This window comes from Hominisplanchenecus faecis (assembly GCF_020687205.1).
Classification (GTDB): Bacteria; Bacillota; Clostridia; order Lachnospirales; family Lachnospiraceae; genus Hominisplanchenecus; species Hominisplanchenecus faecis.
Window position 1 is genome coordinate 38,462 of record NZ_JAJEQE010000002.1, and the last position, 15,521, is coordinate 53,982.

General features: G+C 45.4%; 10 protein-coding genes. All 10 read left to right on the top strand.

The window, feature by feature from the left end; translation table 11 throughout:
* Positions 1-27 precede the first annotated feature (27 nt).
* The 10 genes from LKD42_RS01025 (at position 28) to LKD42_RS01070 (ending at position 15,276) form a co-directional block, all read left to right on the top strand.
* Positions 28-1,392: a bifunctional folylpolyglutamate synthase/dihydrofolate synthase gene (locus LKD42_RS01025; RefSeq protein ID WP_331464738.1), complete on the top strand. Its 1,365-nt coding sequence runs from the start codon at positions 28-30 to the stop codon at positions 1,390-1,392.
* Positions 1,393-1,397: 5 nt separating this feature from the next.
* The gene (folE, locus tag LKD42_RS01030) at positions 1,398-1,955 is read left to right on the top strand and encodes a GTP cyclohydrolase I FolE (protein ID WP_248834551.1); all 558 of its coding nucleotides are present in this window, start codon (positions 1,398-1,400) and stop codon (positions 1,953-1,955) included.
* The gene (locus LKD42_RS01035; protein WP_331464739.1) at positions 1,955-2,443 is read left to right on the top strand and encodes an HD domain-containing protein; all 489 of its coding nucleotides are present in this window, start codon (positions 1,955-1,957) and stop codon (positions 2,441-2,443) included. The genes folE and LKD42_RS01035 overlap by 1 nt, the downstream gene beginning before the upstream one ends.
* A 29-nt stretch (positions 2,444-2,472) precedes the next feature.
* Positions 2,473-3,279, top strand: a complete 807-nt coding sequence (gene folP, locus LKD42_RS01040; protein WP_022119578.1) for a dihydropteroate synthase — start codon at positions 2,473-2,475, stop codon at positions 3,277-3,279.
* A gap of 21 nt (positions 3,280-3,300) precedes the next feature.
* The gene (gene folK / locus LKD42_RS01045; protein ID WP_248834590.1) at positions 3,301-4,116 is read left to right on the top strand and encodes a 2-amino-4-hydroxy-6-hydroxymethyldihydropteridine diphosphokinase; all 816 of its coding nucleotides are present in this window, start codon (positions 3,301-3,303) and stop codon (positions 4,114-4,116) included.
* On the top strand, positions 4,109-5,239 hold the full coding sequence (locus tag LKD42_RS01050; protein WP_248834552.1) for a chorismate mutase: 1,131 nt from the start codon (positions 4,109-4,111) through the stop codon (positions 5,237-5,239). Before folK ends, LKD42_RS01050 begins: the two co-directional genes overlap by 8 nt.
* Before the next feature lie 52 nt (positions 5,240-5,291).
* The gene (locus LKD42_RS01055) at positions 5,292-6,608 is read left to right on the top strand and encodes an ATP-binding protein (protein ID WP_248834553.1); all 1,317 of its coding nucleotides are present in this window, start codon (positions 5,292-5,294) and stop codon (positions 6,606-6,608) included.
* A gap of 2 nt (positions 6,609-6,610) precedes the next feature.
* On the top strand, positions 6,611-8,122 hold the full coding sequence (locus tag LKD42_RS01060; protein WP_248834591.1) for a Ppx/GppA phosphatase family protein: 1,512 nt from the start codon (positions 6,611-6,613) through the stop codon (positions 8,120-8,122).
* Between the two features lie 27 nt (positions 8,123-8,149).
* A complete protein-coding gene (locus LKD42_RS01065; RefSeq protein ID WP_215660896.1) occupies positions 8,150-10,294 on the top strand; it encodes an RNA degradosome polyphosphate kinase in 2,145 nt (714 codons plus the stop codon).
* A gap of 119 nt (positions 10,295-10,413) precedes the next feature.
* Positions 10,414-15,276 carry a beta-N-acetylglucosaminidase domain-containing protein gene (locus LKD42_RS01070; protein ID WP_248834554.1) on the top strand — a complete coding sequence of 1,621 codons (4,863 nt, stop codon included), beginning with the start codon at positions 10,414-10,416 and terminating at the stop codon, positions 15,274-15,276.
* Positions 15,277-15,521: the final 245 nt, after the last annotated feature.

A 15,521-nucleotide genomic window follows, 5' to 3' on the forward strand; every position in this document is an offset into this window, starting at 1 on the left:
TTCAACGTGATAGGATGCCGGGCGAGGATGTTTTTTTTATTGTGGAACAGGATACTTGCAAAAGCCGGCACAATACTGGAAGAAGAATGGAGTTCTATGAATTACGAAGAAGCAAGAGCGTATCTGGACGATGCTGCCAGATACGGAAGTGTTCTCGGGCTGGATACAATGAAAGAATTGCTTGCAAGGCTTGGCAATCCGCAGGATGATCTGAAATTCATTCATATCGGCGGTACCAATGGCAAAGGATCGGTACTTTCCTATCTTTCTGCCGTTCTGAAAGAAGCAGGTTATCGCGTTGGACGATATATTTCGCCGACGCTGTTTTCTTACCGGGAACGTATACAGGTAAATGAAATATATATAAAAAAAGATGCTCTGGCAAGGCTGACGACGCAGATACAAAGCTGTGCCGATGAGATGGTACGTGACGGTGCATCTCATCCGACCGCTTTTGAGATCGAGACGGCACTTTGCTTTCTCTATTTCAGGGAGGAAAAGTGTGATCTGGTCGTTCTGGAGGTCGGCATGGGAGGAGCTACCGATGCCACGAATGTGATAAAGACGACCGTTCTGGAAGTGCTCGCATCGATCAGCATGGATCATATGGGATTTCTTGGAGACACTCTGGCAGAGATCGCCGCATGCAAAGCCGGTATCATCAAGCCGGATACGACTGTGGTCAGCATGAGACAGCAGCCGGAAGCCATGGAAGTGATCCGGCAAGTCTGTCAAAGGCAGAAGGCGGATCTGCGTATCGCAGATGCGGCAAATGCAACGGACATCGTATATGGGTGTGAAGAGCAGTATTTTTCCTATGGCGGGTATGACAGCCTTGAGATCCATCTGGCAGGCTCTTATCAGATTGCAAATGCCGTTCTGGCAGTGGAAGCGGTAAAAGCCCTGATCGATCTTGGCTATGCCATTTCAGAAGAAGCACTGCGGAGTGGTCTGCAAAAAGCAAGCTGGAAGGGCAGATTTACGGTTCTTCAAAGAGAGCCATATTTTATTATAGACGGAGCACATAACCGCGATGGGGCGAAGGTACTGGCTGATTCAGTACGTCAGTATTTTCCGAAAAAAAGGCTCCATTACATTATGGGTGTTTTTAAAGATAAAGAATACGAAACGATCATTGATCAGATGTCTGCATTTGATGCGGATGTGATCACGGTAGAGACACCGGGCAATCCGCGTGCACTGCCTGCGGAAGAACTGGCAGAAGCATGGAAAAAGAAAAAAGCAGATGTGACATTTGAGAAAAAGATAGAAAATGCGGTAAGAAAAAGTCTGGAAAAGGCGAAAAAAGACGACGTAATCCTCGCTTTCGGATCCCTCTCGTTTCTTGGTGAGATTGTGAAAGCTCTGGATACAATAAGAAGTGAGGTTTGAAAACTATGGTAGATCAGGAAAAAGTAAGAGAAGGGGTACGACTGATACTGGAAGGTATCGGGGAAGATATAAACAGAGAGGGACTGATAGAGACACCGGACCGTATTGCGAGAATGTACTGTGAGCTGGCAGGAGGCATGGATCAGAACGCAGCGACTCATCTGGAGAAGCGTTTCCATGTGGACAATGCGGATATGGTTGTTGAGAAGAATATCACATTTTATTCGATGTGCGAGCATCACATGCTTCCGTTTTTTGGAAAAGCACATGTTGCATATATTCCAAACGGCGAGGTAGTCGGTCTGAGCAAGATCGCAAGAACAGTAGAGGTTTTTGCAAGAAGACTGCAGCTCCAGGAACAGCTGACGGCACAGATCGCCGATGCGTTTATGGACAATCTGCACCCACAGGGCGTTATGGTTATGATCGAGGCAGAGCATCTCTGCATGACGATGCGTGGGATCAAAAAACCGGGTGCACAGACAGTAACGACCGTGACACGAGGTGTGTTTGATAACAACAAAGAACTGCAGGATACTTTTTATCAGATGGTGCGTTTATAATGAGAATGGAACGTGTAAATCAGATTTTGCAGCACATACTTTATCAGAGCTGCCGCAGACAGATTGATGAAAAAGAAAAAGACCGGATTTTCTGTGGACATGATATGGGACATCTGCTGGATGTTGCCAGACTGGCATGGATCTTTAATCTGGAAGCAAATCAGGAGATATCGAAAGAGCGGATCTATGCAGCCGCTCTTCTTCACGATATAGGGAGGCATATTCAGTACGAAAACGGGACTCCGCACCAGATCGCAGGGCTTCCGATCGCAGAGCAGATCCTGACGGACTGCGGATTTTATCCGGAAGAGATGAAAGAGATTCTCTATGCGATTGAAAATCACCGCAACAAAGAGATGTTAAAGCGGGATGATCTTGCCGGGATCTTATACCGGGCAGATAAAATGTCCAGATGCTGCTTTGGCTGCCGTGCCGAAAAAGAGTGCAACTGGAGCACGGAAAAGAAAAATATGGAGATACAGTACTGAGGCAGAATATACGAAAAGAGGAAAAGCAGATGAAGATAGGAAACAAAGAATTTGATCTGAAAAATCACGCTTATGTGATGGGGATTTTAAATGTGACACCGGATTCTTTTTCCGACGGCGGGAAATGGAACGACAAGGGTCGGGCAATGCGTCATACACAGGAAATGATAGAACAGGGAGCAACGATCATTGATATCGGTGGCGAGTCCACAAGACCAGGTTATACACTGATCTCCGATGAGGAAGAGATCTCCAGAGTGGTTCCGATGATCGAGATGGTAAAGAAAAACTTTGATGTGCCGGTTTCTATCGACACTTACAAAAGTAGAGTGGCAGAGGCAGCACTTGACGCAGGAGCAGATCTGGTCAACGATATCTGGGGACTGAAGTACGATCCGGATCTCGCAGGCGTGATCGCCCGAAAAAATGCCCCATGCTGTCTGATGCATAACCGTAAAGAGCCGGATTACACTGATTTTATTGCAGATTTCCTGAAAGATATGCAGGAGACCATTGACATTGCAAAAAAAGCAGGCATCGCCGATGAGAATATCATTCTTGATCCGGGTGTCGGATTTGGCAAGACTTATGAAAATAATCTGGAGATCATCAACAAACTGGAATGCATGCATACGCTCGGCTATCCGATCCTGCTTGGAACTTCCAGAAAATCCGTGATCGGACTGACACTGGATCTTCCGGCAGATCAGAGAATGGAAGGAACCGTGGCAACCACTGTGATCGGTGTGATGAAAGGGGTCGCTTTTGTCCGTGTACACGATGTAAAAGAAAACTACCGTGCCCTGAAGATGACAGAAGCCATCCTCGGCAGATAACAGGCAGATGGGAGAAAGATGATGGATACAATTTATATCAAAGATCTGGAAGTGTTTGCCAACCACGGTGTCTATCCGGAAGAGAACAAACTGGGTCAGAAGTTTGTGATCAGTGCGGATCTTTCAGTGGATGTGCGGATGGCAGGCCTGACAGACGAACTGGAATATTCGGTAAATTACGGCGAAGTCAGCCATACGATCCAGGATTTTTTGCAGAAACATACCTTTAAGCTGATCGAAGCGGCGGCAGAGGGGCTGGCAGCGGAGTTGTTTTGCAGATATCCGCTGATCCGGGCACTTCGCCTGGAGATCCAGAAACCGTGGGCTCCGGTAGGACTGCCGCTCAGGACAGTCTCTGTGGAGATCAGAAGAAGCAGACATACCGTTTATATCGCACTTGGCTCCAATATGGGAGATAAGATGGCCTATCTGAAAGAGGCAGTGGAGAAACTTTCAAAACTGCCGGGCAGCAGCGTGAAAAAGGTGTCAGATTTTATCAGAACAGAACCTTATGGAGTGACAGAGCAGGACGAATTCCTTAATGGCGTCCTTGAGATGGAGACGCTTCTGACACCCCAGGAACTGTTGGCTCAGTTGCATCGGATCGAGGCAGAAGCAAACAGGGAGCGTATCCTCAGGTGGGGACCGCGTACTTTGGATCTGGATATTCTGCTGTATGATCAGGAAGTCATCGACACAGAAGAGCTGCATATTCCGCATATTGATCTGCAGAACCGGGATTTTGTCCTGGTGCCGCTCTCTCAGATCGCACCGTGGGTACGTCATCCGGTTTTGAACAGGACAATAGAACAGTTAAGGAGAGAACTTGATGGTTGATTTACAGGACTTAAGAAATGAGATAGACTCCATTGACCGTCAGATGACGGAGCTTTTTGAGAAGCGTATGGAGATCAGCCGAAAAGTGGCAGAGTACAAGATCAGCACCGGCAAAAAGGTGTTTGATAAAGAACGTGAAAAAAAAGTCATTGAAAAGGCAAAAGATATGACACACAACGACTTCAACCGTCACGGGATTGAAGAACTGTTTCAGCAGATCATGGCGATGAGCCGTAAACTGCAGTATCAGCTGTTGGAGGAAAACGGTGTGGCAGGCCGCCTGCCGTTTATCGGTGTGGATGAGCTGGAGAAAGAGAATGTCCGCGTAGTGTTCCAGGGCGTGGAAGGAGCATACAGTCAGGCTGCAATGCAGCAGTATTTTGGCGATAAGATCACCTCGTTCCATGTGGAGCACTGGAGAGATGCGATGGAGGCGATCGCAGAAGGTGCGGCAGACTATGCAGTGCTGCCGATTGAGAATTCAACGGCAGGGAGCGTCAATGATATGTATGACCTGCTGGTAGAGTTTGAAAACTATATCGTCGGTGAGCAGATCATTCGCTGTGAGCATTGTCTGCTTGGGCTTGAAAATGCAGAAATCTCCGATATCCGTACTGTTTATTCCCATCAGCAGGGACTTTCCCAGTGCAAGAGCTTTCTTCAGGAACATCGGGACTGGAAACAGATCCCGCTTGAGAATACCGCAATGGCAGCGAAAAAAGTGGCAGAGGACGGCGATGTGACGCAGGCATCCATTTCCAGTGCCTTTGCGGCAAAATGTTTTGGGCTGAAAGTGTTAAAAGAAAATATTTACAGCAACAAGGCAAATTCTACGAGATTTATCATTGTGACAAATCAGAGAATTTATCAGAAAGATGCGAAGAAGATCAGCATCTGTTTTGAAACGCCACATACCAGCGGATCTCTTTACAATATTCTGTCTCACTTTATTTATAACAATCTGAATATGTTCGGAATCCAGTCCAGACCGATCCCGGGACGCAATTGGGAGTACCGTTTCTTCATTGATTTCGAGGGCAATTTAAACGACAGTGCGGTCAAAAATGCCCTGCGTGGTATCCGCGAAGAGGCAACGAATATGAAAATACTTGGAAATTACTGAAAATACAGCGGCTTTTGCAAAAAAGCTGCTGTTTTTGGAAAGGTTGATAAAAATGTTTCGAATTGATGAATTAATCGTATACCGAGAATATGAGCAGGAGCAGGAGCAGGATCAGGTCTTAAACGATATGGCATTTATCGTGGAAGAGACAGAAACGATGGGGATGCCGGTTTCGGATCTTCGTGGGCTTTATTTTTCCTGTATTCACAAACTGACCGAACTTGCCGGTACTTATGGATTTGAAGGAAATTTATGGCACAGCTATCTGACCTGGCTTCTGGTAAACAATGAAAATGTGTTCAGTCATGCAAGCGAGATCCGCGGCGAGGTGGATGGCAGCATCAATGCATTGGTGGAGCATGATTATGAGATTTTTCGTGAACTATATGCCCTGAACTTTGAGGCACTGGAAGAAAAGCTGGGTGCACATTGCTTTTTCATGATTGCAGATTATGTTAATGCACCGCAGAGCAGCAAAGTATTTAACGAGCGTATTCGCGACCGGATCTGTGAACTGAGCGAAAAACTTGCAGGAGCAAAAGATGTGCATGAATTTAAAGAAGATATGACTTCTTTCTACAAAGATTTCGGTGTGGGAAAACTGGGACTGCATAAGGCATTTCGCGTGGCACATGATGAAGATGGCGTACAGATCGTGCCGATCACCAAGATCGCACACGTACACCTGGATGACCTGGTAGGTTATGAGCTGGCAAAGAAGAAACTGATCGAAAATACCGAAGCTTTTGTGCAGGGAAGAAAAGCAAACAACTGTCTGCTTTTTGGTGATGCCGGCACCGGAAAATCCTCCAGCATCAAAGGCATTCTCAATGAATATTACGACCAGGGACTGCGTATCATTGAAGTTTACAAACATCAGTTCCAGGATCTGAATGATGTGATCGCTCAGGTCAAAAACAGAAATTATCGTTTTATTATCTATATGGATGATCTTTCCTTTGAGGAATTTGAAATCGAATATAAATACCTGAAAGCCGTGATCGAAGGCGGACTGGAACGCAAGCCGGAAAATGTACTGATCTATGCAACTTCCAACCGCAGACATCTGATCCGTGAAAAATTCAGTGACAAGGAAGAGCGAAGAGACGATCTGCATACTTCTGATACGGTGCAGGAGAAATTGTCACTGGCATATCGTTTCGGACTGAAGATTTATTTTGGTTCACCGAGCAAAAAAGAATTTCAGAATATCGTCCGCGTCCTGGCAGACAAACACGGAATTACGATGTCGGAAGAAGAGCTGTTTTTAAAGGCAAATCAGTGGGAACTGCAGTATGGCGGACTTTCCGGACGTACTGCACAGCAGTTTATTGATCATCTGCTTGGACAGGAGAGAAAGGACGTGTGAGTATGAAACTTTTTGCAGCAATCGATATAGGTTCCTATGAAGTGGAAATGAAGATTTTTCAGATCACTTCCGGAAAAGGAATCAAAGAAATCGACTGCGTGTGCCATCGCATGGAACTTGGCAAAGATGTATACCGTGATGGCAGGATCGGTGTGGAGATGACCGATGAGCTCTGCCGGGTTCTGAATGACTTTGTAAGGATTATGAAAGGATATCGCGTGGATGACTGGCGTGTGTGTGCCACGAGTGCAGTAAGAGAAGCGGGTAACCAGCTTGTTTTTCTGGACCGTGTGAAACGCCATACCGGTTTGGAGGTGGAAGTTCTCTCAAATGCATCACAGCGTTTTATGGATTATAAATCGATCGCATCCAGGGAAAATGAATTCAACCGTATCATCCAGAAAGGAACGGCGATCGTAGATGTCGGCGGCGGCAGCATTCAGATTTCTCTGTTTGACAAGGATCGTCTTGTTGCAAGCCAGAATATGAAAATCGGAAATCTGCGGCTGCGTGAACGGATGATGAATGAGGGTGTGAGCCTGAAACATTATGAGACACTTCTGACAGAAGTTGTGAAAAATGAATTTCTGTCATACAAAAAGCTGTATCTGAAGGATCGTGTGATCTCCAATCTGATCGTGGTCGGGGACCATATCGGCGATGCCGTTCATAAAAATGTGATGACAAGAGCGGATTTCCTGAATTTTTACGATGACATGATCTACCGTTCCGACGAAGATGCGGCAGGACGCTGCGAGGTTCCGGAAGATGTGATCTCGGTATTGCGTCCGTCTCTTGTCGTTTACCGTTGTTTCCTGGAAGCAGCCGATGTGGAGAATATCTGGATGCCGGGTCTGCACCTGACTGATGGCATGGCGTATGAATATGCACAGCAGAACCAGCTTTTGAAACTCGTCCATGACTTTGATGAGGATATCCTGGCGGCTGCAAGAAATGCTGCCAAACGTTATCAGTGCAGCAAGTCGCATATCAAAGTGTGCGAAGATCTGGCAGTTGGTATTTTTGACAAGATCAAAAAGAGCCAGGGATTCGATGACCGGGATCGCCTGCTGCTCCGCATTGCGGTGATCCTGCATGGATGCGGTAAATTTATCAGTCTGTCAAATGCCGGGGAGTCCGCGTACCATATTATCATGGCGATGGATATCATCGGATTATCGGAAGAAGAGAAAGAAATTGTGGCAAATGTGGTAAAATATAACACGGTGCCGCTGGAAGGATACGACAAGATCGGAAGCAGCCGGATGACAAGGGAAAATTATCTGACCATTGCCAAACTGACGGCAATCCTCGGAGTGGTAAATTCGCTGGACCGCAGCCACAAGCAGAAGAGCAAAGAGGCAAAACAGATATTGCACGAAAACGAACTGGTCATTCAGCTTTATTCGGACGAAGATCTGTCACTGGAAAAGAAAGAGTTTGCAAAAAAAGCAGAATTTTTCGAGGAAGTGTTCAGCATCCGTCCGGTGCTGCGTCAGAAAAAAATGATGTAACAAAGGAGGTATGTCCGTATGGGTGAAATGGATTTAAAAAAAGCAGAATACTATACAAACCGAGAATTAAGCTGGCTGGGGTTTAACAACCGCATTTTGGGAGAGGCAAGAGATGCCTCACTTCCGCTATTTGAACGGCTGAAATTTTTAAGTATCACAGCATCCAATCTGGATGAATTCTTTATGATCCGTGTGGCATCCTTGAAAGATATGGTGCACGCAGGTTACACAAAAAAGGATATTTCCGGGATGACGGCTTCGGAGCAGCTGAAAAAAATCTTAAAAGAGACACACGAACTGGTAGATCTGCAGTATTCTACTTACAATCGCTCTCTGATCCCGGCTCTGAAAAAGCGGGGGCTGAAAATTATTTCCGAGCACGAGAGTCTGAGCGAAGAGCAGAAAAAATTTGTGGATGCTTATTTTGAGGAAAATGTCTATCCGGTTCTGACACCGATGGCGATGGATTCTTCCAGACCATTTCCGCTGATCCGCAACAAGACCCTGAATATCGGTGCTCTGATCTGCAGAAAAGACGGCAAGGAAAAGCATAAGACACTGGATTTTGCAACGGTGCAGGTACCATCTGTCCTGCCAAGAATCGTGGAACTTCCAGAAGGAAAAGACGGAGAAAAACGTGTGATTCTTCTGGAAGAGATCATAGAGCGGAACATCGGACAGCTGTTTTTAAGTTACGATGTCGTATGTGCACATCCATACCGTGTTATGCGAAATGCAGACTTATCCATTGATGAGGATGAAGCAGAGGATCTGCTCAAAGAGATTCAGAAACAGTTAAAGAAACGTCAGTGGGGCGAAGTGATCCGTCTGGAGATCGAAGGAAAGATCGACAAACGGCTGTTGGATATCTTAAAAGAAGAGTTTGCCGTGAAAGACAGCGATGTATTTGAAATAGGCGGACCGCTGGATCTGACTTTTCTGATGAAGCTGTACGGCATGGAAGGGTTTGAAGACTGCAAAGTGAAAAAATATATTCCGCAGCCGGTACCGGCACTGATGAACGATGACAGCATTTTTGCCAATATCCGCAAAGGTGACATTTTACTGCATCATCCGTACATGACGTTTGACCCGGTCGTAGATTTTGTAAAACAGGCAGCGAAGGATCCGAATGTTCTGGCGATTAAGCAGACACTTTATCGTGTCAGCGGTAATTCACCGATCATTGCAGCACTGGCACAGGCGGCAGAGAACGGCAAACAGGTTTCTGTTCTGGTAGAATTAAAAGCCCGTTTTGATGAAGAAAACAATATCATCTGGGCAAAAAAGCTAGAAAAAGCAGGATGTCATGTGATCTATGGACTGGTGGGTCTGAAAACACACAGCAAGATCACTCTGGTTGTCCGGAGAGAAGAAGACGGTATCCGCCGTTATGTGCATCTCGGAACTGGAAATTATAACGATTCTACGGCAAAATTGTATACGGACTGCGGTCTTCTGACCTGTGCAGAACCGATAGGGGAAGATGCGACTGCGGTATTTAACATGCTCTCCGGCTATTCCGAACCAAAACACTGGAACGACCTTATCGTTGCACCGATCTGGCTCCGCAAACGTTTCTTAAGACTGATCGAACGAGAGAAGAACTGGGCACTGGCGGGAAAAGAAGCCCATATCATTGCAAAAATGAATTCCCTGTGTGACCGGGAGATCATCGAGGCACTCTATGCGGCATCGGCGGCAGGGGTGAAGATCGAACTGATCATCCGCGGCATCTGCTGTCTGAAGGTCGGCATCCCGCATATCAGCGAAAACATATCGGTACGTTCGATCGTCGGCAATTTCCTGGAACATGCCCGTATCTTCTATTTCTATAATGACGGGGCAGAAGAGTTGTATATGGGCAGTGCGGACTGGATGCCGCGAAATTTGGACAAACGTGTTGAGATCGTATTTCCATTAAAAGATGAAAAGATCAAACAGCAGGCAAAACATATTCTGGATATCCAGCTTGCTGATAATCTGAAGGCTCATATCCTGCAGCCGGACGGAAGCTATGAAAAGATTGATAAAAGAGGGAAAAAGATGCTGATCTGTGCACAGGACTATTTCTGTGAAGAGGCGGTAAAAAATGCAAAGCAGCCGACAGATCCAGTTCTGGATCATGTATTCATCCCGGCAGAAGCAGGCATCTTTTCCGACAGAGATTGAAGATAACAGTTGACGCAACTTACGGAAATTGTTATAGTAAAAGTAACGTATCCCTGCCTGTTTATGACTAAGATAAAGAGGTTTTTGTGCAGGGGTACAAAAAGAAAAGGAGGAAACACATGAAAAAGAAAACAACATCACTGGGTATGAAGCTCGTTGCTTTTCTGGCAATGCTTATGCTGTTCTGTATTCCTGTATCCGCAGGCGTAAAAGAAACAGCAGGTGAGTATGAGATCTACCCGACACCGCAGGAGATCACCTACGGTGACAAAGAAATGCAGCTTACCGATCAGGTGAAACTGTCGATCGGAAGTGACATTGACGATTACACAAAAACACGTATCACAGACACGCTGAATGTGCTGAAACTGACCGGAAACGAAAGTGCAGCGTCAGACAAGACCGAGCTGATCGTTGGTGTTTATGGTTCCGGGGATGCAGCAGATACTTACGGAAAAGCAAACGGAGCGGTTCAGGCGACCTTTGATAATTACGATGCTTATATGCTGTATGTCAAAGACGGCAAGATCGTAGTCCTTGGTAAAGACACCGATGCGGCATTTTACGGTGTCACCACACTGAAACGTATTTTTGAACAGCTTTCCGCAGACAAAAAGATCAAAGAGCTGACGGTGACAGACTATGCAGAAGTACAGTTCCGTGGATTTATCGAAGGATATTATGGAAATCCGTGGTCACTGGAAGACCGTATTGATCTGATGAAATTCGGCGGCGAGATCAAGATGAATCAGTATGTGTTCGCACCAAAGGATGATCCATACCACAACAGTCAGTGGAGAGAGCTGTATCCGACTGAAAATCTTGAAAACATCAAGAAACTTGCCCAGGCAGGAAACGAAAACAAATGCTTTTTCGTATATGCTCTGCATCCATTTATGAACAGTCCATTTAATTTCAACAATTACAATGCAGATCTGGCAACCGTAAAAGCAAAATATCTGCAGGTTATTGAATCCGGTGTGCGTCAGATCGCCCTGCTGGAGGATGATGCGACCGGATCAAGTGCAGCAAATTTAAGCAGACTGCTCAATGACCTGACAAACTGGCTGACGGAACTGAAGAACTCCAGATATCCGGATCTGAAAACCGACATCCTGTACTGCCCGACAGACTACATGGGAAATGGTTCTTCTGCAAAACTGAAGGGCATCAACGCTTCTGCAAACAGACAGGTACATATGCTGATGACCGGTAATGCAGTATGGGGACAGGTAAGTGCGAACTTTGCAGATAACTTCTATAACAATGTAGCATCCAATGGCGTTGCAGGACGTTATCCTTACATGTGGGTAAACTGGCCGTGCAACGATAACTATAAAACAGGTCTGATCATGGGTGGTCACAATACCATCTTGCATACCGGAATTGACGGTCACAAATACGAAGGTATCATTCTCAACCCGATGCAGCATTCAGAACCTTCCAAAGTAGCGATCTTTACCGCAGCAGATTATTGCTGGAAACCATGGGATGCAAAAGAAGAAGGTGATCAGGCATGGGAAGATTCCTTTAAATATATCGACCATGTTACTGCACTGGAATCCGATTCTTCTAAAGCCCTGCGTGAAGTGGCAAAACATATGATCTATCAGGGACCGGTTCAGACAGCCGGAAGACAGGCAAAATTCGAAGAGTCTGTTGACCTGAAAAACAAGCTGGCAGAGATTCAGAAAAAAGTAGAAGCAGGAACGGTTACGACAGCAGAGTTGGATGATATGCGTAACGAGTTCAAGACCATTTACGATGCAGCTGTAAAATATCTGACAGATGGCACCAATAAACGTCTGAGCGAGCAGATGACACCGTTCCTTGCGTGTCTGCGTGATGAGTGTGAAGCAGATATCGAGCTGATGGATGCACTCAAAGCCGTTCAGACAAAAGAAAATGATAAAGTATGGGAGCACTATTCTGCAGCACAGACTTTATATGAACGTTCCCGGACTTATGGATTCCGTTATGTAAATGAAACAAAATATGCGACAGCAGGTCTTCTCTACATTGTTCCGTTTACCGAAAAAGTTATGAAAAATGTTTCTGATACTGTAAAACAGATCATTGATCCGGAACACATCAAACTGGAAAGAACTCTGATCTACCGTGTCGGCGGAACAGAAAACTCCGGAAATACGGGAAATGCAGCCAATGCAATTGATGGAAACTTAAATACCAATTTCCAGATCCAGACCGACCAGCAGACTGGTGACTATGTAGGACTTCTCTTTAACCAGATGACACCGGTTAAAAAAATGACGGTCGCACTGGCATGCAGCGGACACGAAAATGATTATATTCCAAACGGTGTTATGGAATATACGACAGACGGCAGCAGCTGGACGGCATTTGAAACACAGCCGGCAGCCGGTTCTACCACAGATGTAACTCTGGAGCTTGCAGAAGCAAAAGAGATCAAAGGATTCCGCTGGAAGAACAGCAACAACGACAGAAATCGCTGGCTGATCATCCGTGAGATTTCCTGTGATGCATTTGAAAAAGATGGCAACAGCGAAGTTACAGATAACAAATATACTGGAACCATCAGCTATACGAGCGGATGGAGCCTGTATCAGTCCGGAAGTTATCCGCTGTCCAATGTGACAGACGGGGATGATTCTACCTTTACCTGGTTTAAGCCAGCTTCCAATGATACCAGCGTTGCCGGAGATTATATCCAGATGGATCTTGGTGAAGCAAAAGAAGTATACAAAGTGCGTATCGCCATGGGTGCGGGCAGTCCAGATAAATGGATTAAATACCATCTTGAATATTCAGAAGATGGAAACAGCTGGACTTCAAAATCTGCACAGACCGGAACAGCCAATGGCACCGATACTTACGTTGAAGATTTAAAAGGCACGTCTGCACGTTATATCAGACTGGTAAACAACGAAGATCGTCGTAACTGGATCAAATTCAATGAATTTTCTGTTTATGGAAAAGAAGCAGAAGCAACCGGCGATGTTATGGATTACACCAATACAAACGATGAGAACTGGAAAGTAACTTATGGAGATGAAGTTTCCAAAGTCTATGCAAGAGACAATGTAACCCTGAAAGCAGGACAGTACATCGGACTGAAACTTGACCGTATCCATGCAATTGCATCCATCAATACAGAAGGCAACGGAACTGACAAACTGACTCTGCAGACTTCCCTGAATCAGAAAGAGTGGACAGATAGCACATCTGCAAAGAGTGCACGTTACATTCGCCTGATCAACAACGGAAGTACGGATGTTACCTTCAGCCTGAGCAAATTTGAAGTGACAAACGATGAGATCGGGGCTATGGATCTGCTTGAAACAAACATTGGCGGAGCGTCAAACAGTGAGGATGCAAGAAAACTTGGTACGACCGCAAACTGGATGGACGGCGATTTGACATCGAAGGCAAAATATTGTGCAACACCGGCAAAAGACGATTATATAACATATACACTCGGACAGGAAATCACACTGAAATCTCTGAAAGTATATGTTCTGGATACTGCAATCGATTATCCGCGTGATGCAGTGATCCAGGCATCTGTTGATAATAAAACCTGGACAGACCTTATCAAGATCGGTGACGGTATCGAAAACGACGGAACAGATCGCGACACCAAACCGGCAGAAAATGGCTGGACACATGACACTGTAGATGTAGCATATTCTTATGTTGAAAATGCAAACATTAACAATGTAAAAGCAAAATACATCCGTCTGTACTTTAACGCAGGATACAGTGCTCGTTGGGTAGAACTCAATGAAATCCAGATCAACGGCGGAGAATACATCCAGACCGTAAACGATCCGACCTTTGAAACCGATGCAAAATTAAAAAGAGGATACGAGCCTTGGAACTTAAATGATGGTGACCTGACAACCGCATTTGAGCCGGATATGACGGATAAGACCGAAGGTTCTCTGGTATATCATCTGTCTGATACAACCAATGTCCGCAAACTGAACATTGTACAGAAATCCATCAGCAATGCAGAAGTTTCCATCCGTACCGGTGCAGACACCTGGGAGACGATCGGTAAACTGGATAAGAGCCTGAACACCTTCTACACGTATGGATATGATCAGGTATACGATGTAAAGATCACCTGGGGTGAAACAGCACCGTCTATCTGTGAGATCATCACACTAGAGTGCCCGAAACAGACCGGCGAAGATCTGAAAAAAGAGGAGATCGAACAGGCAACGACCGCTCTGAAAAACGCAGTGGAAAATGCAGAAACAAAGGGTATCTACGAAGATGGTAATGCATCCGGTACTTACACGAAAGAAAGCTGGGCAGTATTTAAAACAGCATATGAAAACGCTGCAAATGCCAAAGCAGATGCAACAACAGAGGAGCTGCAGAACCTGCTGATCGCTTTACAGGATGCAAAAGCAAAACTGAAGAAAGCGGAAACGGAAAAACCGACCGAAAAACCAACAGAAAAACCAACAGAAAAACCAACAGAAAAACCAACAGAAAAACCAACGGAAAAACCAACGGAAAAACCGACCGAGAGACCTACAGAGAAACCAGGTGAGCCGGAAAAACCGACTGTGAACAAGAGAGTTCTGAATAAGGTCACTTATCAGATCCTGAACGCAAAGAAGAAGACAGCAGCAGTTGTTACAGCAGATAAGAAAGTGACTTCTGTAAACGTTGCCAAAACCGTTAAGATCAACGGCGTTACCTACAAAGTAACACGGATCAGCAAAAATGCATTCAAGAGCTGTAAGAAGCTGAAGAAAGTTACGATCGGAAGCAATGTGAAGAAGATTGAGAAAAATGCATTTGCAGGCTGCAGCAAACTGAAGACTGTCAATATGAAGAAAGCAACCGGCATTACTTCCATCGGAAGCAAAGCATTCAGCAAGATCGATGCAAAAGCAAAAGTGACCGTACCGGCCAAGAAGCTTTCCAAGTATAAGAGAATGCTGAAAAAAGCAGGTCTGCCAAAGAAAGCAACTGTAAAAAAATAAAAAAACGGAACATGTTTCCGGAACAGTAAAAGCTACTCTGTAACAGAACCGTTCCAAAGAAACATCCGACAGCAAGAAAAAGAGCGGGAGAGAACCCAAAAAGGTTTCCCTGCTCTTTTGCTGTATAAGATTAGATATGATGGTCTGAAACGCTCTGACCGGAATGAAAATTTGAGCAAAAGAAAAAAGAGCCGGGACATCGGTCGTTCTATCCCTGCTCTTTCATATCCATGTTTTTATTTTAT